Below are 22,653 nucleotides of genomic sequence, written 5' to 3' on the forward strand. Positions count from 1 at the left end.
CTCTCCGGCGCCGCGCAGGATCATCGCATGAGGGCTCTAGAGCTTTTCGGTCTCGCCGGTCTTCGGCTGCCACTTCATGAGGCGCTTTTCAATGAGCCCCACGATGCCGTCGAGCGCCAGCGCAAAGGCCGTGAGCACCACGATGCCGGCGAACACCGTGTTGACGTCGAATGTGCCCTCAGCCTGCAGGATCAGGTAACCCACGCCACGCGCCGAGCCCAGGTACTCGCCCACCACCGCACCCACGAAGGCCAGGCCGACCGAAGTGTGCAGGCTGGAAAACACCCAGCTGGTCGCACTCGGCAGGTACACCGTGCGCAGCAGCTGCCGCTGGTTGGCGCCCAGCATCTTCGCGTTGGCCAGCACCACCGGGCTCACCTCGCGCACGCCCTGGTAGACGTTGAAGAACACGATGAAGAACACCAGCGTGACCGCCAGCGCCACCTTGCTCCAGATACCCAGTCCGAACCACAGCGCGAAGATGGGCGCGAGGATCACGCGCGGCATCGAATTGGCGGCCTTGATGTAGGGGTCGAGAATCAGGCTCGCCGTGGGCGCGAGCGCCAGCCACAGCCCGCAGGCCAGGCCCAGCACTGTGCCGATGACGAAGGCCAGCACCGTCTCCAGCAGCGTGGTGCCCAGGTGCTGGTAGATGTCGGCGTTGCCTTTCAGCCCGTCGGGAAAGAGCGCATTGGCCGGCAGTTCAAACGGCAGGAACCAGCTCCAGATGCGGCCCGCCACCTGGATCGGCTCGCCGAGGAAGAAGGCGAACTGCTGGTTGCGCGAGGCGATGTGCCACGCCGCCAGAATCACCACCAGCAGCGCCAGTTGCCAGAAGCGCGCATTGCGTTCATTGAGTCCGAGGCGCGGCATCACGCAGCCTTCCTCAGCTGCTGCGCATAGCCCTTGAGCACCTCGTCGCGCAGCACCTCCCAGATCTGGGTGTGCAGCTCGACGAAGCGCGGCTGCGTGCGCACCTCGGCCACGTCGCGCGGCCTTGCAAGGTCGATGGCGAACTCGCCGATGGGGTGCGTCGCCGGGCCTGCCGACAGCACCACCACGCGGTCGCTCATGGCAATGGCCTCGTCGAGGTCGTGCGTAATGAACAGCACGGCCTTCTTCTTTGCGCTCCAGAGGTCGAGCACCTCGTTCTCCATCAACTGGCGCGTCTGGACGTCGAGCGCGCTGAAGGGTTCGTCCATGAGGATGATGTCGGGGTCGAGCACCAGCGTCTGCGCCAGCGCCACGCGCTTGCGCATGCCGCCGGAAAGCTGGTGCGGATATCGGTCGCCGAAGCCCGTGAGGCCCACGCGCGAGAGCCAGGCCTCGGCCTGCCTGCGTGCCTCGGCATCGGGCACGCCGCGGTATTGCAAACCCACCATCACGTTGTCGACGGCGCTGCGCCAGGGCATCAGCGCTTCGGTCTGGAACATGTAGCCGGCGCGCGTGTTGATGCCCTCGAGCGTCTGGCCGAAGACCTTCACGGTGCCCGAAGAGGGTTCGAGCAGGCCCGCGCCCACGTTCAGCAGCGTCGACTTGCCGCAGCCCGTGGGGCCCACCACCGAGACGAACTCCCCTGCCCTGATGCGCAACGTGGTGTCGGCCACGGCCGTATAGCGTTGGCCCGGATCGTCCTTCGAATGGAAGGTGCAACTGATGGAGAGAAGTTCGAGTGCGTAGTCGGACATGGCGTAAAAAACCCGGCCTGAGCCGGGTCGCGGGGACGCTCGAAAATCAGGCTTTGAACCTGTCTTTCGCGCGCCTAGCAAAATCGTTGGTGTAGGTTTTCGCGAGGTCGATCTTGTCGGCCTTCACGGTGGTGTCGAAGCTCGCGATCGCGGTGAGCGCGGTCTTGGGGCCGTCGACCGGCACGAGGCCGTCGGTTGCGATCGATTCGCGCACCTTGTCGAACGACGCGAGGTACAGCGCGCGATCGCCGAGCAGATAAGTCTCGGGCACCGTCTTGATGATGTCGCCGGGCCCCGCCGTCTGCAGCCACTTCAGGCCGTGCACGATGGCATTCGCCAGCGCCTGGCAGGTGTTGGGATTCTTCTGGATGAACTCGCTCGACGCATACAGGCAGGCCGCCGGCATCGTGCCGCCGAACACCTGCAGCGTGCCCTTGAGCGTGCGCGTGTCGCTGATGATCTTCACGTCACCCTTCTGCTCCAGCATCGTCATCACCGGGTCGGTGTTGCTGATGGCGTCGATCTGGCCCGAGCGCAATGCGGTGAGCGCACCGGCCGCCACGCCCACGCCGATGAAGCTCACGTCGCTGGCCTTGAGCCCGCCGCGCGAGAGCACGAGGTTGGCCACCATGTTGGTCGACGAGCCCGGCGCGGAGACGCCGATCTTCTTCCCCTTGAGATCCTGGATGCCGGTGTAGCCGGCCATGTTCTTGGTCGACACGCCCACCGCAATCTGCGGTGCGCGTCCCTGCAGCACGAAGGCCTGGAAGAACTGGTTCTTGGCCTGCAGGTTGATGGTGTGTTCGTAAGCGCCCGAGCAGACATCGGCCGAACCGCCGACCACCGCCTGCAATGCACGTGCGCCGCCGGCGAAATCGGAAATCTCCACATCGAGCCCTTCGGCCTTGAAGTAGCCGAGCTGCTCGGAGATGGTGAGCGGCAGGTAGTAGAACGCCGCCTTGCCGCCGACCGCGATGGAGATCTTCGTCTTCTCCAGCTTCGCCTGCTGCGCAAAGACGCGCGGCAACGCGATGGTTGCAGCAGCAATGGCGGCAGTAGCTGAAATGAGAGTGCGGCGATGAAGCATGAAACGTTGCCCGTTGGCTCTGTGACTCGTAAGAACTGAATCGAGCTTAGGGGCCGCACCACACGGCTGCATCGGGGTGATCCCGTGCGGGTTTTCACGTAAGCACGAAGGCCTCTCCGAGAAGCCTTCGCCAGGGCGTCATTGCGCCAGAAAAAGTCTCGCGATATCGATCCGTGCTACCTGCGATCCACCAGCGCATGAGCGATGGTGCCGAGGTCGACGTACTCGAGCTCGCTGCCAGCCGGCACGCCGCGCGCAAGGCGTGTCACGGTCAGGCCGTGCTGCTTCAGCGCTTCGCCGATCACATGCGCGGTGGCCTCGCCCTCGGCCGTAAAGTTCGTGGCGAGGATGACCTCGCTCACCGTGCCGTCGCGCGCCCGGTCGAAGAGCTTCTGCAGGCCGATGTCCTTCGGCCCGATGCCGTCGAGCGGACTCAGCTTGCCCATCAGCACGAAGTAATAGCCGCGGAACGCACCGGTGCGTTCGAGCGCGGCCTGGTCGGCCGGCGTCTCGACCACGCAGAGCTTGCTCGCATCGCGCCGCGTGTCGAGGCAGACGTTGCAGACCGGCGCCTCGGTAAAGGTGTTGCAGCGCTCGCAATGCCGCACGTGGCCCGCAGCCTGCTGCAACGCGCGCGCGAGCAACTGTGCGCCCTCGCGGTCGTGCTGCAGCAGATGGAATGCCATGCGCGAGGCCGACTTGACGCCGACACCGGGCAGGCGGCGCAGCGCATCGACCAAGGCGTCGAGCGAACTGGCGTCTGCCATTTACTTCGGCCGCTCGCTCAGAACGGCAGCTTCATGCCGGGCGGGAGACCTGGCATGCCGGCCGTCAGCTTGCCCATCTTCTGCTCGCTGGTTTCCTCGGCCTTGCGCACGGCGGCGTTGAAGGCGGCAGCCACGAGGTCTTCGAGCATGTCCTTGTCGTCCGCCAGCAGGCTGGGGTCGATGGTGATGCGCTTGACGTCGTGCTTGCAGGTCATGACGACCTTGACGAGACCGGCGCCGGATTCGCCTTCGACCTCGATGTGAGCCAGCTCTTCCTGGGCCTTCTTGAGGTTGTCCTGCATTGCCTGCGCCTGCTTCATGAGGCCGGCCAGTTGTCCTTTGTTGAACATCGTTGGTCCTGTGTCTGGTTGGAAAGTGGGTGAAGGATAAGAGAGACGGAAGCTCAGGCTGGTTTCAGCGTGCCAGGGACGATCTTCGCATCGAAGTCGCGCATCAGCGCCTGCACTTCGGGGTCGCTGAGGATGGCCTCTTCGGCCACGCGCTGGCGCTCGTCGGCGGCCTGCTTGTTGCGGCGCGCGGGGCTGTCGACAACGCTGCCGATCTCGATGGCGAGCTTGACATCGTGGCCCAGGCTACCCAGCGCAGCCGTCAGCTTTTCGCGGCTGGACGGCTGGTTGAGCGTTTCGCGCTCGATGCGCAGCAGCCACTGGTCGGTGTCGCGGCCCACCAGCTGCGACTGCAGCGCCAGTTCGCGCGCAAGGGCGGTGATGGCCTCGGCTGCGACCAGTTGGGAGACGGTGGCGTACCAGAAGTCGCCGTCTTCGCTGGTCGGAATGGGGGTGAAGGTGCTGCGCGGCTCGTCGGCGCGCGGCGTGTCGCGGGCACTGGGCGGAGGCTGCACGCGGATGGGCACGCCGACAACCCGGGCGGGTGCTTCGGCGGCAGCACCGGGGCGGGGTTCGGCCTGCCGGGGTTCGTCGACCACGGCGAGGCGATGGCCGGCGGGAACCGGGGCGGGCGCCGGCGCGGGTGTAGCAGGCGCGTCGACCGGAGGGCGAGCCACCGGCGCGGGGGCCGGAGCGGGTGGCACGGCGCGCGCCGGAGCTGCCGGCGCCACGGCCGCAGCTTCATTCAGAGTTTTTTTTTCCGTGGAGGCCGTCGAAGCAGCCGCGTTGGAAGGTTTGAAGGCCAATAGCCGCAAAAGCACCATGGTCAGCGCGGCGTACTCATCGGGGGCCAGGCCCAGTTCGCCGCGGCCATGCAGGCACAGGCTGTAGAGCAGTTGCGTTTCGTCGGCCGGCATCAGCGCGGCAAGGCGCGCGGTGTCTGCCGCGTCGGGGTCGGTGGCGGAATCGGCCGACTCCGCGCGCGAGGGCACGGCCTGCAGCACGGCCATGGCCTGCAGCACCGCCGTCATTTCCTCGAGCGTGGAGGCGGCGGACATGCCGTCGACGCGCAGCGCCTCCGATGTCTCGACCACCGTCTTTCCGTCGCCCTGCGCCAGCGCCTCGATCAGGCGGAACACATGGCCGCGATCGACGCTGCCGAGCATCTGGCGCACGCCAGCCTCGACCAGTTCGCCGTTGCCGAAGGCGATGGCCTGGTCGGTGAGCGAGAGCGCATCGCGCATCGAGCCGCGCGCCGCGCGCGCCAGCAGGCGCAGCGCCTGCGGCTCGGCCGGAACGTTTTCAGTCTGCAGCACGCTGGTGAGGTGCTCGAGCACCGTCTCGGGCGCCATCGGCCGCAGGTTGAACTGCAGGCAGCGCGACAGCACCGTGACCGGCACCTTCTGCGGATCGGTCGTGGCCAGCACGAACTTGAGGTACTCGGGCGGCTCCTCGAGCGTCTTCAGCATCGCGTTGAACGCGGTGTTCGTGAGCATGTGCACTTCGTCGATCATGAAGACCTTGAAGCGCCCCTGCACCGGCTTGTAGACCGCCTGCTCGAGCAGCGACTGCACCTCGTCCACGCCGCGGTTCGAGGCCGCGTCGAGCTCGGTGTAGTCCACGAAGCGTCCCGAGTCGATGTCGCGGCAGGCCTGGCACACACCGCACGGCGTGGCCGTGATGCCGCCCTGCCCGTCCGGCCCCTGGCAGTTCAGTGACTTCGCCAGAATCCGCGAGACCGTGGTCTTGCCGACACCCCGGGTGCCGGTGAAAAGATAGGCGTGATGCAGGCGCTGCGTGGTCAACGCGTTCTCGAGCGCCTGAACCACATGCCCCTGACCGACCATCTCACCGAAGGTTTTCGGACGGAACTTGCGAGCGAGCACGAGATAAGACATTGCGGGCATTCTAAAAGGCACGGCGCCGGCCCTCAGCCCTACCCCGCAATCAAAAAAGGCCTGCCTTTTCGTGGGACACCGAGGAACCGGCTTCGCCGGGCCTCAGGTGTCGCCCCCAGCAGGGGGGAAGGAGAAGCGACACGAAGTGCGCGCATCCTGGGGGGTTACAATGCGTGCTGACGGGCCTCCCTGCATGGTGAAGTGGCCAACCGGGTCAGGTGGGGAACCAAGCAGCCCTAACTGCGTAGTCAGTGCCAGGGGTAAGGCTCGTCAACCTTTTCAGCGGCTTCGTTTCATTCCGTGCGAAATGAAACGAGGTTTGCAAAAACTCTCAGCGACAGAAATTCCAACGGCGCGAGGCCTTCACAGGCCCAGCCGCTGGATCGCACCGCGCGCAGCCGCCGCGCCACTGGCCATCGATGCAGTCAGCAAGTAGCCACCGGTCGGCGCTTCCCAATCGAGCATCTCCCCTGCCGCGAACACGCCGGGCAGTGCGTTCGCCATCAACTGCGCATCCAGCGCGTCGAAGCGCACGCCGCCTGCCGTGCTGATCGCCTCGTCGATGGGGCGCGTCGCGACAAGCTTCAAGGGCACGGCCTTGATCGTGGCCGCCAGTTGCGCCGCGTCCTGCATCGCTTCGCGGCTCAATGCCTCGTGCAGCACGCCGGCCTTGATGCCTTCGAGCCCGAGCCGGCTCTTGAGGTGGCTGCTGAGCGAGCGAGCACCACGGGGATGCGTGACCGCGGCCAGCACCTGCTCGGCGTTGCGGTCGGGCAGCAGGTCCAGCAGCAGCGTCGCACTTCCTTTTGCAGCGATCTCGTCGCGCAGCAGCGCCGATGCCGCATAGATCAGGCTGCCCTCAATCCCCGTGGCCGTTGCAACGAATTCGCCCTTGCGCGCAAAGTGCCGCCCCTGGCCGTCGGTAAAAGAAATCGCGACCGACTTGAAGGGCTGCCCCGCAAAACGGCTGGAGAAATGCTCGCTCCAGCCCGTGCCGTCGAAACCGGAGTTGGCGGGTAGCAGCGGCGCCACCTCCACGCCCTGCGCCTGCAGCCATGGCGCCCACGCGCCATCGGAGCCGAGGCGCGCCCAGCTTGCGCCGCCCAGCGCCAGTACCACGGCATCGGCCTTTGCAGTGACGTCGCCAGCGGGTGTCGAGAATCGCAACGCAGCCGCATCGAACGGCCCATCGCCCACCCAACGATGCCGCATATGAAACTGCACACCCGCCGCACGCAGCCGATGCAGCCACGCACGCAGCAGCGGCGCGGCCTTCATGTCGGTCGGGAAAACGCGCCCCGAAGTGCCCACGAAGGTTTCGATTCCCAGGCCGTTCGCCCATTCGCGCACCTGCTGCGGCCCGAATTGCGCAAGCATCGGCTCCAGTTGCGCGCGGCGCTCGCCGAAGCGGCTCATGAACACATCGAAGGGCTCCGAGTGCGTGAGATTCAGCCCGCCGCGGCCGGCCAGCAAGAACTTGCGGCCCACCGAGGGCATCGCGTCATAGACATGTACTTGCGCACCGGAGGCGCTCAAGACTTCAGCTGCCATCAGGCCAGCAGGTCCGCCGCCGATGACGGCAACGGTAGGGGAAACAGTCATTCGAGATTTACCAGTTCGCCCTGCCCGGTGAGGAACGCGACGCGCACCGTGGCACCGGGGTAGGCATGTTGCACTGCCGCGCGGTAGCGCTGCATCTGTGCGATCAGCGCGGCGTCCCGTTCGGGGCGCGCCGCGGATTTGTAGTCGAGGATCCACCAGGCGCCACCGTCGCGCTCGCGCACCAGACGATCGATGCGCAAGGTCTCGCCTTCATGCACCAGCGTGACTTCGTTGCCATGCCAGTCGACCCTGCGATCGTCCCACACCCACGCCCCTTCGCCCGCGCGGATGCGCTGGGCCAGCGCGGCCGCACCGCGCGCCTGCTGAGCGTCGAGCATGAATTCGCGGGCCGCGGCTCGCACGTGGGCCGCCGGCAGCGGTTCGCCCGGCACTGCCCATTCGAGCAGCCGGTGCATGGCCTGGCCGAAAGCGGCGGCGCGTGCATCGATCGTGGTGTTGGCAGCCTTCTTTGCAGACGGTTGTTCGGTGGGTGCAGGCGCTACCGGCATGTGCTTCATCGAGAAGCTGGCGGCGCCGGTCTCGGTCGGCAGCGCGACCAGTGGCTCGTCGGCCTCGGTGGGCTCGCACAGCGGCTCCAGGCGGGTCCACCAACTGCCTTCGTTGGCGCGCGCAGGGCGCACCGACGACAGCACCAGCCGTTCGCGCGCCCGCGTGGTGGCCACGTAGAGACCGTTGAGCTCTTCGCGATGGCGCGCACGCTGCTCTTCTTCGAGCAGCGTTGCAGCGCAGGCGGGCGGCGTCTTCTCGCTCGCGAGGAACACGAAGCGCGTCGGCGCGCTGTCGCTGCCCTTCCATTCGACCAGCACGCCCATGGTCTGGGCGCGTGGTGGCGGCGCGTCGCAATCGAGCATGAGCACGGTGTCGGCCTCCAGCCCCTTCGCGCCGTGCACGGTCAGCAATTGCACGGCGTCGGGCGCGGCCACGGTCGGGGCACGCACGCCGCCTGCACGCAGCGCGCGCACCAGTGCATACGGCGTGGCGAAACGCGCGCCATCGATGTCGAGCGACGCGGACAACACACCGCGCAGATTGGCCAGCGCGCTCTGGCGCATTGCGGCCGGAACCGCGGCGCCGAATTTCGCGAGCAAATCGCCGTCGTGGAAGATCGCGTCGAGCGCGTCGTGCGGCGGCAACGTCATCAACCAGCGCTGCCATTTCTTGAGCTTCGGGCCCACCTCGATCAACGCCGACGGCAGGCTCTCGTCCTTCTGGATCAGTGCGAACCAGCTCACCGCCCCGCGCTCGCGCTGGCGCAGCGCGAGCTGCACCAGCGCTTCATCGTCGATGCCGAACACCGGCGACTTCAGCGCCCGCGCCAGCGAAAGATCGTGCGCGGGCGACACCAGCGCGTCGATCAGCGCGACCACGTCCTGCACCTCGGGCGCGTCGTGCAGATCGTTCTTCTCGGGCTGCTGCACGGGAATGTGCCGCTGGCGCAGCGCGTCCTGCATGGCCGAGAGCCGGCTGCGCCTGCGTGCCAGCACCATGATCTGCCGCGGCGGCGTGCCGTCGGCGATGCGCTGCGCCACCCATTGCGCGGCCTGTTCGCATTCCTTCTGCAGCAATTGCTCTTCAGGCAGCACGCGCGGTGTGACGAGGCTGTCGCGCCAGTGCAGCATGCCGTCGTCGGCCGGCGCTGCTTCAGCCGTATCGCCGAGCGCGTCGCGGTCGATGGCAGGCAGCTTGAGCAGTTCGCCTTCGTCGCCGCGCTCGGTGGTGTGGGCGCGGTAGCCGTCGAACTCGCCGGCCTCCTGTGCAGCCAGCATCGCTGCATTGACCAGCGCGACCACGGAGCGTGCATTCCGGTGGGTGTGGTCGCAGTTCAGCAGCTCGCCGTCGAGCCCTTCGCGCACGAACTTCTTGGCCGCGATGAAAACCTGCGGCTCGGCACGGCGGAAGCGGTAGATGCTCTGTTTCGGGTCGCCCACGATGAACACGCGCGGCGCGCGGCCCTGCGCGCCCGTGTACGCGCTGAGCCAGCCGTAGAGCGCTTGCCATTGCAGCGGGTTGGTGTCCTGGAACTCGTCGATCAACAGGTGCGCGATGCGCGCGTCGAGCCGCTCCTGCACCCAGCCGGACAGCGCGGACTGGCCGAGCAGCAGCTGTGCAGCCTGCTCGACGTCGTTCATGTCGACCCAGCCGTGGGCACGCTTCACATCGGCAAAGGTCGCGATCAGGATGCGTGTGAGCCGCGTCATGCGCTGCTGATAGAGCCACGCGGCGTGCTGGGCTTGCGCACCGCACAGCACCTGCAGCTCGGCCTCGGCCTCCTGCGCAGCGGGGAATTTCTGCAGATTCTTGTTGAGGCGGTCTTCGGTCGCGACGAAGAAGTTTTTGCGCAGGTGCGCGAGTGCGGCCGCCAGCGAATCGCCAGCGGGCTCGCCCGTGCCGAACACGTCGATGATGGCTTCGGCCGCCTTCTGCGGCGTCTTGTTGCTCTCGCGGCCGAGCGCGGCGGCCCGGTCGAGCCAACGCTGGCGAACCTGCTCGCCGCGCAAGGCCGCGGTCGGTTCGGCCAGGCCCTCGAGCGATGGATAGAACACGCTGAAATGCAGCACGGCGTTCTCCGCATCGGCCAGAGAGAACTCGACCCGCTTCGACAGCGCCTCGCTCAAGGCCTTGGCCGTCTGCGAGCGCCCGTGCGTGGCGACGACGGCGTAGTAGTCGGCCAGCGCGTTCTTGTCGGCGGTCACGGCCTCGAAGAACGGACGCCAGGTGTGCCCGCGCGCCTCGGCGTCGTCTTCGAGCAGTTCGTAGTTCGAGGGCAGGCCCAGTTCGCGCAGCACCGCGAGCGGCGCATTGCGCAGCAGGCCCGCAAACCAGGCGTGGAAGGTGCGGAACTGCACCGGCCGGCCGCCTTCGAGCAAGCGTCGGTAGAGGCCTTTCAGGCGCGGCACGGCAGCCAGCGCGGCTGCAGGCTCGACGCCGCGCATCACAAGCTGGCTCATCAACTCTTCCGGGGTTCGCTCCGCGAAATCTTCGAGCCACTGGTCGAGCCGCTCGCGCATTTCACCGGCCGCCTTCTTCGTGAAGGTGATGGCCAGGATCTCGTGCGGCTCGCAGGCGGATTCGCCCTCTTCGAGCAGCGCGCGCAGGATGCGCGACACAAGCATCCAGGTCTTGCCAGCGCCGGCGCAGGCCTCGACGGCGACCGAGCGGCGCGGGTCGCAGGCGACGGTGTAGAAGGCCCCGCGCGTGACGTGTTGGCCGTTGTGCTCGTAGGCTGCGCCGTTCATTTCGACGCCTCCCAGAAATCTTTTCGGCAGAGGCCTCTTGCGGCGCAATAGTCGCAGACAGCGCCCTCTCCCAGTGGCGGTAGCGCCGCCCCCTGCGCGATGCGCGTGAAGTCGTCGATGATGCCGGCCACCAATGCGTCCCTGGCTTCCACTACGGCAGGCTGCTCGACGGTCTGAGTGCCGGAGGATTTCTCGCCCACGTTGACGTAGGCCGCGCGCAAGGTGTCGTCGGCCACCAGCGCGGCATAGAAGGCCAGCTGTGTGTCTTCGGTCGGGTCCTTCACACGCTCCTTGCTGACGGCGGCCGACTCGGTCTTGTAGTCGATCACGAAGGCCTGCCCGTCGGGCATGCGGTCGATGCGGTCGAGCCGGCCGATCAGGCGCAAGTCGCCCAGCGATTGCTCCTTCCAGGGCTCGGCTTCGGCGAAGACGGCACCGGCCGCCTCGTGCCCGGTCAGCCAGCCGAGGTAGCCGTCGCGCACCGCGGGCCATGCCGCGGCGAAAGGCAGGAACTCGGCCTCGGAGAGGCTGAGCTCGTGCATCGACCGTCGGGCCGCCTCCTCGATGAGAGCGGTGCGTTCCTCCGCATCCTGCGTCGGCGTTTCGGCCAGCACTTCGTGGAAGTGGCCGAGCACGGCGTGCAGCCAGTTGCCGAAGTCGCGTTTGTCGATCTCGGCGTCGAGTTCGTCCGCGCTGCGCAGGCCCAGTTGCCGCAGCGCGAAGAAACGATAGGGGCAGCGCCGCAGGTCTTCGTACACGCTGGTGGAGATGTTCTCCAGCGGCAGGAGCGCGCCCGAGGGGGTCGGATATTTTGTTGGCTGCACTGCCACTTCGCGCGGTGTGCGTGGGTCGGCCGAGGGCTGCAGCGCGTGGTCGAGCTGCAGCGCCTGCACGAGGGGGCTGGGCCGCACCGGCTCACCGCTGGCGTCGGATTGGCGCCAGATCAACTCGCACGACGGGTTGTGCAAGGCCGCAGCCCAGGCCGCACGCTGCGCGGCTTCGAGCGTTTCGCGCGACGGCAGGCCCAGTTCGAGGCGCTGGGCCGCACTCCAGTTGCCGGGCGGCTCGGGCGATGCTGGCAGGCGGCGGTCGTCGCAGCCGGGAATGACCACCGCGCCGAACGCGCGACCCAGCAGTTGATACAGCGGCAGCACGACGACCTTTGGCGCCTGATCGCCAGCGGGGGGCACGAAACTCGCGTCTTCCAGCACGTCGCGGACCCAGGCGGTGAATTCGGCCAGCGTATGGCGGCCGCCGGGGAAATCGTCGTCATCGCCATGCGCGCCGGCATCGAGCCACAGGGCGCCAATCACCTTGCCGCCGGCCAGGTCTTCGTCGAGCAGCTCCCATTGGCTGCTGGCCTCCAGCAGTTCGCGCAGCGCGTGCAGCCATTCGGCCAAGGGACGCGAGCGGGCCATGGGCGCGCGGCGCTCTTCGATGGCCTCGGTGAAGGACAGCAGCGTGGCGTCTTGTGGTTTCTCGCTGCGTGCCATGAATGCACACCACGCAGACCAGTCGCGCTGGCCTTCGCGGCGCAGACGGGCTTCGAGCAGTTGTACGGTCGGTGCATCGCCGTCGGCGCCGCTCTTGAGCCATTCGAGCACCTGGTCGCTGGCGGCGTCGTGGGCGCAGGCGCGCAGCGCGCTCATCAGCGTGGCGGCGGCGCGCGTGGTCGAAAGCTTCCAGCCGGTTTCGTCGTGCGTGACGACGCCTTGCGCGCTCAACTGGGCGCTGATGCGGCGCGTGAGGGCGCGGTCGGTCGCGACCAAGGCGACCGGTGCGCGGTCTTCGGCGAGGTGGCGCAGCACGCAGGCGGCGGCGAGCTCGGCTTCGTCTTCGGGGTCGAGGGCGACGTGCGAGGCACAGGTCTGCGCCGCTACGTCGGAAGGCACGAGCGAGAGATGAAGGGCATGGTCGCCCCACAGTTTGCAGAGAGATTGCGTGAGCGGATCGGTCTGGAAGCCCTCGAGCACGATCAGCGCATCGACCTGCGCGCGCGTGGACTCGCGCTGAAGCACGTCGGTTGCGTAGCCCGAGGTCGAGGTCCACGCGACGGCGATGCGGATCAGCGCGCTTTCGATGCGGAACCACTCCGATTCGCTGCCCGCCTCGGCCACGCCTGCCGCGCGCTGCGCCCAATCACCGCCCCGTTCTTCGGGCGTCACGGCAGCCGCAAGAGGCGCCAGTTGATACGCCAGCTCGACGACGCGGCCGGCCAAGGCAAAGCGCTCGGCGTTGAAACCGGCCTGCGACAGCAGCGCCTGCGCCGTGACGAGATCGCGCGCCATGTCGTGCGCGATGTCGTAGCCAGTCGGCACGAAGCCGCCCGCGCTGCGGGCCCAGTTGTGGGTGGTTTCGAAGCGCGGCACGAAGCCGGGGCTGCCGCATCGCGCCCACATGGCGCGCGCCACGCCCATCAGCTGCGCATAGGGCACCAGCACCACGGTGCGGGCGGCATGCAGCTGGCGCTCGGCGAGCGCGCGGACGATCCGCGCGACGACGCCGTCGGCGGGATCGCACCACAGAGCCTGGACAGGGTGGCCTTCGTTCATGTTCTATCGAGGGGTTGGAGAGCGCGTGGACGTGACGCGCAAGGGCTTTGGCTATCGCCGCCATAGCGGCCCTGCAAGGCACGCCACCCCTTGGTTTCTGTCACAATGACCAGCACTTTAGCTGCACCGAAACTCTCTGCGCACAAGGATCCATCACATGGCCAGCGAACTCATCAAACACATCTCCGATTCCTCCTTCGAGGCCGACGTGCTCAAGTCCAGCCAGCCCGTGCTGGTCGACTACTGGGCCGAATGGTGCGGCCCCTGCAAGATGATCGCCCCCATCCTCGACGAAGTGTCGGCTACCTATGAAGGCAAGCTGCAGATCGCCAAGCTGAATGTGGACGAGAACCGCGACATCCCCGCCAAGTTCGGCATTCGTGGCATCCCCACGCTGATGCTGTTCAAGGACGGCCAGCTGGCCGCCACCAAGGTCGGCGCCATGAGCAAGGCGCAACTCACGGCCTTCATCGACCAGCAACTCGCTTAAGCGACATTTCAACCGGCCAGCGCGCAATGCGTTGGCCGGCGCGTTTTTCCTGTCATAATCTCTCTCAGTTCACCGGCCCTTTCATTCAGGCAACCGGTTCGAGTTCCCCGGTTGGTGAGGCAGTTCTCGCTTCACATCCAACCTCCCCCCGTTTTCCGTTCGATTACCCCGCGAGGGGTCATTCCATGCACTTAAACGAACTCAAGGCACTCCACGTGTCTGAAGTCCTCAAGCAGGCTGAAGCGCTTGAGATCGAAAACGTCGGCCGCATGCGCAAGCAGGAGCTGATGTTCGCGATCATCAAGAAGCGCGCAAAAGCCGGCGAGCAGGTCTTCGCCGACGGTGTGCTCGAAATACTGCCCGACGGCTTCGGCTTCCTGCGCAGCCCCGACACCAGCTTCACGGCCAGCACGGACGACATCTACATCTCGCCCAGCCAGGTGCGCCGCTTCAACCTGCACACCGGCGACATGATCGAAGGCGAAGTGCGCACGCCCAAGGACGGCGAGCGCTACTTCGCGCTGACCAAGCTCGACAAGGTCAACGACGGTCCGCCGGAGCAGAACAAGCACAAGGTGATGTTCGAAAACCTGACGCCGCTGTTCCCCAAGGAACAGATGAAGCTGGAACGCGACGGCGTCAAGGGCGAAGAGAACATCACGGGCCGCATCATCGACATCATCGCCCCCATCGGCAAAGGCCAGCGCGCCCTGCTCGTGGCACCGCCCAAGAGCGGCAAGACGGTGATGATGCAGCACATCGCCCACGCGATCAGCGCCAACTACCCCGACGTTCACATGATGGTGCTGCTCGTCGACGAGCGCCCTGAAGAAGTGACCGAAATGCAGCGCACGGTGAAGGGCGAAGTCATCGCTTCGACCTTCGACGAGCCCGCAGCGCGCCACGTGCACGTCGCCGAAATGGTGATCGAGCGCGCCAAGCGCCTGGTCGAACTCAAGAAGGACGTGGTGATCCTGCTCGACTCGATCACCCGCCTGGCCCGCGCCTACAACAACGTCGTGCCCTCGTCGGGCAAGGTGCTCACGGGCGGTGTCGATTCCAACGCCCTGCAGCGCCCCAAGCGCTTCCTGGGCGCCGCGCGGAACGTGGAAGAAGGCGGCTCGCTGACCATCATCGGCACCGCGCTGATCGATACCGGCAGCCGCATGGACGAAGTGATCTTCGAAGAGTTCAAGGGCACCGGCAACTCCGAAATCCACCTCGACCGCCGCCTGTACGAAAAGCGCGTGTTCCCGTCGATCCAGCTCAACCGCAGCGGCACGCGCCGCGAAGAACTGCTGCTGGCTCCCGAGATCCTGCAGAAGACCCGCATCCTGCGTCAGCTCATGTACAACATGGATGAGATCGAGTCGATGGAGCTGATGCTCAAGAACATGAAGGCGACGAAGACCAATGTCGAATTTTTCGACATGATGCGTCGCGGCGGCTGAGCATCACGCTCTTCCGCAAAAGCGCGTTGGCCCTACCGGGTCAACGCGCTTTTTTCATGGGCGCCCTGTGCGCAGGGCGCGGCCTTCGAGGGCGCTCTGGCGGCCGATGTCGAGCAGTTCCATCAGCGCAACCGCCTGCTCAGGCGGCACGGGGTTCGGGCCGCGGCCCAGGATGGCGTCGCGCACTGCGGCGTAGTAGTCGACGTAGTTGCCGGCGCGCGTGGGAACGTTGCGCTTGCTGGACACGCCGTTGCTACCGATCAGTGTGAGCTCACCATCGAGCGGATCGGCGCCCCACCCTTCGGCCGGCGGCCGCAGCCCGGCACGCAGCGCATCCTCCTGCGTATCGACGCCGTGCTTGACGTAGCTGCCGCGCGTGCCGTGGACGATGTAGCGCGGCGCCGCGTGCGCCGCCAGCGTCGTCGAATGCAGCACTACGCGCAGCGGTGCGTGCGGTCCGCTGTCGTACCGCAGCACGGCGTGAAAGTAGTCCTCGACCACGGCGCCGTCGCGCAACACGGCGGTGTCGAGTTGAAGCGTGTCAGGGAGGCCAAACAGCTGCACCGCCTGATCGACCAGATGAGCACCCAGGTCCACCCAAAGGCCCGAACCCGGCACGGCCTGCTCGCGCCAGCGCTCCTTCACCTCGGGTCGGAAGCGGTCGAAATGTGACTCCAGGTACACAGGCCGGCCCAGCTCGCCGGACGTCAGAACATCCTTGAGGGTCAGGAAATCGGCATCGAAACGCCGGTTCTGGTAGACCGCCAGGACACGATTGTTGCGTATTGACAACAATTCAAGCGCCCTCGCCTCGGCCACATTGAGCGTGAAAGGCTTGTCCACCACCACGTGCTTGCCAGCCTCCAGCGCCGCCCTGGCGACTGGATGGTGCTGGGCGTTGGGGGTTGCCACCACGACCAAATCGATGTCGGAGCGGGCCATGAGCGCCGCAACGTCCGGCACCACGGCCACACCGGGCCAGTCGGCGTGCACCTTGTGCGGCTGCGAACTCGCCACAGCCGCCAGTTCAAGCCCCGGAACGGCCGAAAGCACGGGCGCGTGGAAGGTCTGGCCGGCAAAACCATAGCCAACGAGACCGACGCGCAGAGGTACAGAGGTCATGGGAAGGCCCGGTTTGCTCGGAAATGGGGCAGTATGCGATAATCATGGGCTCCGCGAAAAGTGCGGCTGGGCAGCTTCGTCCGGCACGTGGCTCTCGCATCGACCGCGCATTGATTCCAACAGCGCAAAAGGAAAGACCATGGCAAAAGAAGGCATCCACCCGAATTACCGCGAAGTCCTGTTCGTCGACATGTCGAACGGCTTCAAGTTCGTGACCCGTTCGTGCGCGAACACCAAGGAAATGGGCAAGACCGACGACGGTCGCGAACTGCCGCTGTTCAAGCTCGACACCACGAGCGAATCGCACCCGTTCTACACCGGCACACAGAAGTCGGTCGACAACATGGGCGGCCGCGTCGAGAAGTTCCGCAACCGCTTCGGCAAGACCACCGGCGCTGCTTCGAAGTAAGGCACGCGCTTTTGCGTCGAGGGCAGCCCGGTTTACCGCGCTGCCCTTTTTCTTTCTGAATCCTGCCTTTTTCCGCCACTTGAACCAGCCCACTCCCGCGATCGTTGCCCAGAGCGCCGTGCGCCGGCTGCCGCGCATCGCATTGCTTCTGCTGTGTGCGGCTTATCTGCTGCCAGGCCTGGTCGGCCGGGGCCCCTGGAAGAGCGCCGACATCACGGCCTTCGGCTACATGTCCGAACTGGCCCGCAGCACCGAAGGCATTGCGCGCTGGTTCGACCCCATGCTGCTGGGCCTGCGCCCGGAAACACCCGCCCTGATCCCTTACTGGATCGGCGCCCTGGCCATCAAGATCGCCCCGTCGTGGCTGAACCCCGACCTGGCCGTGCGCGTTGCCTTCGCGTTCCTGCTCTGGGGCGCCTTCACCGCCACCTGGTATGCCGTGTACTACCTGGCCCGCACAGCGCGCGCCCAGCCCGTGGCTTTTGCCTTCGGCGGCGAGGCCCGGCCCACTGACTACGCACGCGCCATCGCCGACGGTGGCTTGCTGGCGCTGATTGCCTGCCTCGGCCTCGCCCAGCTCGGCCACGAAACCACGCCCGCACTGGCGCAGCTGTTCTTCGCCTCGCACCTGTTCTATGGCGTGGCCGCACTGCCCTACCGCCGCACCGGCCCGGTGATCGCATTGACCGTCGGCACCATCGGCATCACGCTGAGCGGCGCCCCCACCGTCGGCCTTGCGCTGGCCATCGGCAGCGCGCTGTACATCGCGTATGAACGCCAGCTTGCCGCGCAGTCCGAGCGCGAAAACGCCGACAACAACGAAGACAACGGCCCCGGCTACACACGAGGCGCCCTCCTCACGATGATCGGCATCACGGTGCTGACGGCGGTGCTCGTGTTCGGCCTGAAGCTGCCGACATGGAAGATCACCGTGGTCGGCGGTTCGCTGCTCGGCGACGTGCGCAGCCAGGCCAAGCTGCTGCTGTGGTTCACCTGGCCGGTCTGGCCGCTCGCCATCTGGACGCTGTGGCGCTGGCGGCGCCAGCTCACCTCGCGCCACGTCGCGCTGCCCTTCTGGTTCGCGCTGGTGCCACTGGCCGCCACCTGGACCACTGACTACTCCGACCGCTCGCTGCTGCTGGCTCTGCCCGCCTTCGCCACGCTCGCCGCGTTCGCCCTGCCCACCTTCCGGCGCAGCGCCGCGGCGCTGATCGACTGGTTCAACGTGCTGTTCTTCAGCGGCCTCGCGGTGCTGGGCTGGATCTACTGGATCGCCATGCAGACCGGCGTTCCACCCAAGCCCGCCGCCAGCGTCACACGACTGGTGCCCGGCTTCGTACCCGAGCTCTCGCCCATTGCCGTAGCGCTCGCCGTGGCTGCGACCATTGCCTGGTGCTGGCTGGTGCGCTGGCGCACGGGGCGGCACCGCGCCGCACTCTGGAAGACGCTGGTGCTGCCAGCCGGCGGCACCGCTCTTTGCTGGATGCTGCTGATGACGCTGTGGCTGCCGCCTATCGACTACGCACGCAGCTTCGCGCCGCAAGTGCGCGCCGTGGCTGAACGCGTGGGCCAGCCGCGCTGCATCGCCGAGCTCGCGCTCAGCCGCCCACACATTGCAGCGCTGCGCCACCACGGCAACTTCAACGTGCAGCCGCTGCTGCTGGGCACCGACTGCCCGTGGCTGCTCGCAAGCCCGGACACCATCGAGCGCCTGCACACCATCATTCCCTTCGACCAGTGGCGCTTTGCCGGCACGCTGCGCCGCCCCAGCAGCGCGGCCGACGACCTCTTGCTCTACCAGAAGATCACGCCGCAGTGAGGGGCGAACGGGCTCTGATCGCGCGGCACGCGGGCACGGTGCTCGTCGGCCAATTGGCCGTGATGGCCTTCGGCGTGACCGACACCATCATCGCGGGCCGCTACTCCGAGCACGCACTGGCCGCTCTCTCGGTCGGCGCTGCCATCTTCGTCAGCGTGTATGTCTCGTTGATGGGTGTGCTGCAGGCACTGCTGCCGGTCTGGGCCGAACTGCACGGCGGCGGCCGCAGCAGCGAAGTGGGCCGCTCGGTGCGGCAATCGCTCTACCTCGCGGCCATTGCCATTGTGGTCGGCATGGCGATCCTGCTGCTGCCGGGCGCGGCCCTGCGATGGACCCAAGTGCCGGCGGAAATGCGCAGCGAAGTCGAGGCCTATCTGGCCGTGCTGGCCTTTGCGCTGGCGCCAGCCCTGCTCTTCCGTCTGTTCAGCACCCTCAACCAGAGCCTGGGCAAGCCCCAGCTCGTGACGTGGCTGCAGTTGGGTTCGCTGGGCGTGAAGCTGCCGTTGTCGATCTGGTTCACTTTCGGCGGCGCGGGCCTGCCGGCCATGGGCCTCGTGGGCTGCGGCTGGGCGACGCTGTGCGTGAACTGGGCCATGCTCGGCTGCGCCATCTGGCTGCTGCGCAACCGCCCGTTCTACCGCGACTACGGGCTCTGGAAGCGCATCGAGGCGCCCGACTGGCAGCAGATCCGCAAGTTCGCGCGGCTCGGCGTGCCAGGCGGCTTGGCGGTGCTGGTCGAAGTGACCTCATTCACGCTGATGGCCCTGTTCATCGCTCGCCTCGGCACCGCAGCCGCTGCGGCGCACCAGATCGCGTCGAACCTGCTGGCCGTGGCGTACATGACCCCGCTGTCGCTGGCCATCGCAACCAGCGCGCGTGTGAGTTTCTGGCTCGGCGCCGGGGACGCTGCCAAGGCCCGGCACGCCTGCCGCCTGGGCTTCGAACTGACGGCCCTGTGCGCGCTGTTCTATGCCACCGCCATGGCCGTGTTGCGCTACGAGCTCGCCAACGTGTATTCCGACAACCCGGCGGTGATCGCGATGGCCGGCGCGCTGTTGCTGGCCGTGGCGCTGTATCACTTCGCGGATGCGGTGCAGACCTTCTGCGTGTTCGTATTGCGGTGCTACCGCGTCACGCTGGCGCCGCTGGTGATCTATTGCGCGATGCTGTGGGGACTGGGTTTGGGCGGGAGCTATCTGCTGGCGTACCACGGTCTGGGCCCCTGGGCGGCCATGCAGTCGCCGCTGGCGTTCTGGATCATGAGCGCCGCCGCGCTGGCCGTGACGGCCCTGCTATTCGGTGCACTGCTGCGTTGGACGATGCGCCAGCGCGCAAAATAAGCCGTTCTACTTGGCCAGCACGCGCGCTTCCCGCACGCGCGCTGCCGGAAACAGCAGCGCAAAGCGGGAGCCCTTGCCCACCGTGCTTTCGATGCGCAGCTCGGCACCATGCCGCTGGGCGATGTGCTTGACGATCGCCAGCCCCAATCCCGTACCGCCAGTCTCGCGCGAGCGACTGCGGTCGATGCGATAGAAGCGCTCGGTCAGCCGCGGGATGTGCTCGGCGGCGATGCCAGGACCGGTGTCCTTCACGGCGTATTCGCCGCGCCCGTCGGGCAGCACCCGCCAGCTCACGGCCACCTCGCCACCGCCCGGCGTGTAGCGGATGGCGTTGCTCAGCAGGTTCGACATCGCGCTCTGCAGTTCGGTTGGCGCACCCGACAGTTCGGACTCCGCGTCGACCGTGAACGACAGTCGATGCCCCTGCGGCGTCAGGCGCCCCGACAGCCCTCGTCCTTCGTCTTCGCACTGCGCGAGCAGCGCACGAGTGCGGATCCACTGGTTTCCCGAAGGCGCCGCGCTCCCCTCCAGCCGCGACAGCGTCAGCAGGTCGTTCACCAGCGTCTCCATGCGGTGCGATTGCTGCCCCATCAGCGACAGATAGCGCGTGCGCTCGTCCGCATCGAGCGGCAGGTTCTGCAGTGTCTCGACGAAGCCGGCCAGTACCGTCAGCGGCGTGCGGATTTCATGCGACACGTTCGCCACGAAATCGCGCCGCATCGCCTCGGCCTGCTCCAGCGCCGTGATGTCGCGCGTCAGCAGCATGCGGCGATTGCCGGCATAGGGATGCACCTGCACCGACAACCGCACCGGATGGCCGCGCTGATGCCCATGGCCGAGTCCGGAGGCATCGATGACCACGTCGCGGCTGTAATTCCAGGACGCGAGATAGGCCACAAAAGCCGGATCACGTACAAGGTTGGCGAGGTGCTGCGCCAGATCGCGTTCGGCGTCGATACCGAACTGGCTGGCCGCCGTCTGGTTGCACCATTCGATGCGGCCCTGCTCGTCGAGCAACACCACGCCATTGGGCGACGCCTGGATGGCCGCCAGGAATTCCTGCAGCCGGTCTTCGGCCTGCCGGGTCTGCTGCTCGCGGTCGCGCAGCAGCTTGCGGATGCGCTCGGACAACTCGCCCCACACGCCGGACCCGCGCGACGGCAGGCCGGCGGCATCGTTGCGCAACACCCGCATCAGTCGCTCGGCGCGCCAGGCGTCGAGCCCCAGCCAGAGTACCGCACCCAGCCAGGCGCCCAGCCACCCGAACTTCCATCCAAAAATGACGATAGCGCCCGCTCCTATTAAGAGGGACGCTATTAAAAATGTAGCAATTCGAAAAGGCATGGCGGGCGATTATCCGCGCCCGCGGCCAAAGGGTGCCACGGCGGTCAAACCGTGACTTGGGCGGTCAGGCGGTAGCCCGCTCCGCGGACGGTTTCGACCATCGGCGCGGCCGCACCCAGCGATTCGCGCAGGCGCTTGACGTGCACGTCGACCGTGCGCTCTTCGATGTAGACGTGGTCGCCCCATACCTTGTCGAGCAGCTGAGCACGGCTGTGCACACGCTCGGCATGCTGCATCAGGTAAGCCAGCAGCTTGAACTCGGTCGGCCCGACCTTCAGGGCGCCGCCCTGCCAGGTCACGCGGTGCGTGGAGGTGTCGAGTGCCAGCTCGCCAATTTCGACGCGCTCCGTGACCACTTCCGGAGCCCGGCGGCGCAGCACCGCACGGATGCGGGCCAGCATTTCCTGGGTCGAGAACGGCTTGGTGATGTAGTCGTCGGCACCGGCGTCGAGGCCGGCAACCTTGTCGGGTTCGTCACCGCGCGCAGTCAGCATCAGGATGGGGATGGCCTTGGTGCGCGGGTCCTTGCGCCACTGGCGCGCGAGCTGCAGGCCGCTTTGGCCCGGCAGCATCCAGTCGAGCAGGATCAGATCCGGCAGGAAGGCGTCGATCTCACGCTGTGCCGCAGCGCCATCCTCCGACCAGATCGGCTCGAAGCCGTTATGGCGCAGGTTGACGGCGATCAGCTCGGCGATCGAGGACTCGTCTTCGACGATGAGGACACGGGGTTTCTTCATGCTTTCTTGGGAGTCTTGCCGCTGTTGTTACTGCAGCGCGGACTCGATTTCCTGCATCGAAGTGTGCCGGACATCGGCGCCCTTGACGATGTAGATGATGAATTCGGCAATGTTCTTGGCGTGGTCGCCAATGCGTTCGATGGCCTTGGCCAGGAACAGCAGGTCCAGGCTGGCGGAGATCGTGCGCGGGTCTTCCATCATGTAGGTGACCAGCTTGCGCACGAACCCGTCGAACTCCTTGTCGATAAGGTCGTCGTCCTTCAGGATGGACAACGCTGCGGAGGTGTCGAGCCGCGCGAATGCGTCCAGCGCCTTGCGCAGCAGGCCCGAGGCCAGGTCGGCCGCGATACGCAGCTCGGTCGTGGGCAGTTGCCGGGCCGAACCGCTTTCGATGATCGACTTGACCATGCGCGCGATCTTGTTGGCCTCGTCGCCCACGCGCTCGAGGTTGGCGGTGGTCTTGCTGATGGCGATCAGCAGGCGCAGGTCGCGTGCCGTGGGCTGGCGACGCGCGATGATCGACGACAGCTCGCGGTCGATGTCGATTTCCATCGCGTTGACGCGCTGCTCGGTTTCCATCACGCGGTCGGCCGCTTCGACGTCGAACTGCAGCAACGCGTACACGGCTTGGTGAATCTGCGACTCGACCATGCCGCCGAGCTCCATCACGCGCGACGAGACGCCGTTGAGTTCGCTGTCGAACTGGCTGGAAAGGTGTTTCTCGGTCATGTTGTCTCCTTTGA

The 22,653-nt window shown here is 66.7% G+C and carries 18 protein-coding genes and 1 other RNA gene; 6 read left to right on the forward strand and 13 right to left on the reverse strand.

Annotated features, from left to right (window positions below; translation table 11 throughout):
• Nucleotides 1-36: 36 nt before the first annotated feature.
• The 6 genes from NWF24_RS17385 to dnaX all read right to left on the reverse strand — a co-directional run bounded on the left by NWF24_RS17385 (nucleotide 37) and on the right by dnaX (nucleotide 5,787).
• Complete coding sequence (locus NWF24_RS17385) at nucleotides 37-873, reverse strand: ABC transporter permease (RefSeq protein ID WP_258349612.1); 837 nt, start codon at nucleotides 871-873, stop codon at nucleotides 37-39.
• The gene (locus tag NWF24_RS17390; protein ID WP_258349613.1) at nucleotides 873-1,688 is read right to left on the reverse strand and encodes an ABC transporter ATP-binding protein; all 816 of its coding nucleotides are present in this window, start codon (nucleotides 1,686-1,688) and stop codon (nucleotides 873-875) included. The genes NWF24_RS17385 and NWF24_RS17390 overlap by 1 nt, the downstream gene beginning before the upstream one ends.
• Nucleotides 1,689-1,734: 46 nt before the next feature.
• Nucleotides 1,735-2,775: an ABC transporter substrate-binding protein gene (locus tag NWF24_RS17395; protein ID WP_093054339.1), complete on the reverse strand. Its 1,041-nt coding sequence runs from the start codon at nucleotides 2,773-2,775 to the stop codon at nucleotides 1,735-1,737.
• Nucleotides 2,776-2,951: 176 nt separating this feature from the next.
• Entirely contained in the window at nucleotides 2,952-3,542 is a 591-nt protein-coding gene (gene recR, locus NWF24_RS17400) for a recombination mediator RecR (protein WP_093054337.1), read from the reverse strand.
• 17 nt (nucleotides 3,543-3,559) lie between these two features.
• Nucleotides 3,560-3,892 (reverse strand): YbaB/EbfC family nucleoid-associated protein, encoded by a 333-nt coding sequence (locus NWF24_RS17405; protein WP_007836669.1) that lies wholly within the window; start codon nucleotides 3,890-3,892, stop codon nucleotides 3,560-3,562.
• Nucleotides 3,893-3,945: 53 nt separating this feature from the next.
• Nucleotides 3,946-5,787 carry a DNA polymerase III subunit gamma/tau gene (dnaX, locus tag NWF24_RS17410; RefSeq protein ID WP_258349614.1) on the reverse strand — a complete coding sequence of 614 codons (1,842 nt, stop codon included), beginning with the start codon at nucleotides 5,785-5,787 and terminating at the stop codon, nucleotides 3,946-3,948.
• 178 nt (nucleotides 5,788-5,965) lie between these two features.
• Between dnaX and ffs the strand changes: the two genes are divergently transcribed.
• Nucleotides 5,966-6,062, forward strand: an RNA gene (gene ffs / locus NWF24_RS17415) — signal recognition particle sRNA small type.
• An 88-nt stretch (nucleotides 6,063-6,150) separates the two neighbouring features.
• Here the strand turns inward: ffs and NWF24_RS17420 are convergent.
• From NWF24_RS17420 to NWF24_RS17430, 3 genes are read right to left on the reverse strand one after another with little or no spacing between them, the layout of a single operon-like run.
• Entirely contained in the window at nucleotides 6,151-7,389 is a 1,239-nt protein-coding gene (locus NWF24_RS17420; protein WP_258349615.1) for a TIGR03862 family flavoprotein, read from the reverse strand.
• Nucleotides 7,386-10,646, reverse strand: coding sequence for a UvrD-helicase domain-containing protein (locus NWF24_RS17425; protein WP_258349616.1), 3,261 nt, complete (start codon nucleotides 10,644-10,646; stop codon nucleotides 7,386-7,388). Before NWF24_RS17425 ends, NWF24_RS17420 begins: the two co-directional genes overlap by 4 nt.
• Nucleotides 10,643-13,198 (reverse strand): PD-(D/E)XK nuclease family protein, encoded by a 2,556-nt coding sequence (locus NWF24_RS17430; RefSeq protein WP_258349617.1) that lies wholly within the window; start codon nucleotides 13,196-13,198, stop codon nucleotides 10,643-10,645. The genes NWF24_RS17425 and NWF24_RS17430 overlap by 4 nt, the downstream gene beginning before the upstream one ends.
• Before the next feature lie 157 nt (nucleotides 13,199-13,355).
• Between NWF24_RS17430 and trxA the strand changes: the two genes are divergently transcribed.
• Both trxA and rho read left to right on the forward strand, forming a co-directional pair.
• Nucleotides 13,356-13,688, forward strand: a complete 333-nt coding sequence (trxA, locus tag NWF24_RS17435; RefSeq protein ID WP_042578306.1) for a thioredoxin TrxA — start codon at nucleotides 13,356-13,358, stop codon at nucleotides 13,686-13,688.
• A gap of 185 nt (nucleotides 13,689-13,873) precedes the next feature.
• On the forward strand, nucleotides 13,874-15,139 hold the full coding sequence (rho, locus tag NWF24_RS17440) for a transcription termination factor Rho (RefSeq protein WP_013540932.1): 1,266 nt from the start codon (nucleotides 13,874-13,876) through the stop codon (nucleotides 15,137-15,139).
• Between the two features lie 54 nt (nucleotides 15,140-15,193).
• Here rho and NWF24_RS17445 read toward each other — a convergent pair whose 3' ends face one another.
• The gene (locus NWF24_RS17445) at nucleotides 15,194-16,261 is read right to left on the reverse strand and encodes an oxidoreductase (RefSeq protein WP_258349618.1); all 1,068 of its coding nucleotides are present in this window, start codon (nucleotides 16,259-16,261) and stop codon (nucleotides 15,194-15,196) included.
• A gap of 139 nt (nucleotides 16,262-16,400) precedes the next feature.
• On the opposite strand from NWF24_RS17445, the gene NWF24_RS17450 reads away from it, so the two are divergent.
• The 3 genes from NWF24_RS17450 (at nucleotide 16,401) to NWF24_RS17460 (ending at nucleotide 19,829) form a co-directional block, all read left to right on the forward strand.
• Complete coding sequence (locus NWF24_RS17450) at nucleotides 16,401-16,670, forward strand: type B 50S ribosomal protein L31 (RefSeq protein ID WP_019653042.1); 270 nt, start codon at nucleotides 16,401-16,403, stop codon at nucleotides 16,668-16,670.
• Nucleotides 16,671-16,749: 79 nt separating this feature from the next.
• Nucleotides 16,750-18,489, forward strand: coding sequence for a hypothetical protein (locus NWF24_RS17455; protein ID WP_258349619.1), 1,740 nt, complete (start codon nucleotides 16,750-16,752; stop codon nucleotides 18,487-18,489).
• Nucleotides 18,486-19,829 (forward strand): MATE family efflux transporter, encoded by a 1,344-nt coding sequence (locus NWF24_RS17460; protein WP_258349620.1) that lies wholly within the window; start codon nucleotides 18,486-18,488, stop codon nucleotides 19,827-19,829. Before NWF24_RS17455 ends, NWF24_RS17460 begins: the two co-directional genes overlap by 4 nt.
• Nucleotides 19,830-19,835: 6 nt before the next feature.
• Here the strand turns inward: NWF24_RS17460 and phoR are convergent, their stop codons facing one another.
• The 3 genes from phoR to phoU are packed head-to-tail and all read right to left on the reverse strand — an operon-like array spanning nucleotide 19,836 to nucleotide 22,639.
• Nucleotides 19,836-21,173 (reverse strand): phosphate regulon sensor histidine kinase PhoR, encoded by a 1,338-nt coding sequence (gene phoR, locus NWF24_RS17465; RefSeq protein WP_258349621.1) that lies wholly within the window; start codon nucleotides 21,171-21,173, stop codon nucleotides 19,836-19,838.
• 44 nt (nucleotides 21,174-21,217) lie between these two features.
• Nucleotides 21,218-21,910, reverse strand: a complete 693-nt coding sequence (gene phoB / locus NWF24_RS17470; protein WP_007836652.1) for a phosphate regulon transcriptional regulator PhoB — start codon at nucleotides 21,908-21,910, stop codon at nucleotides 21,218-21,220.
• 27 nt (nucleotides 21,911-21,937) lie between these two features.
• The gene (gene phoU, locus NWF24_RS17475) at nucleotides 21,938-22,639 is read right to left on the reverse strand and encodes a phosphate signaling complex protein PhoU (RefSeq protein WP_093054321.1); all 702 of its coding nucleotides are present in this window, start codon (nucleotides 22,637-22,639) and stop codon (nucleotides 21,938-21,940) included.
• Nucleotides 22,640-22,653: the final 14 nt, after the last annotated feature.

This window comes from Variovorax paradoxus (genome assembly GCF_024734665.1).
Taxonomy (GTDB): Bacteria; Pseudomonadota; Gammaproteobacteria; order Burkholderiales; family Burkholderiaceae_C; genus Variovorax.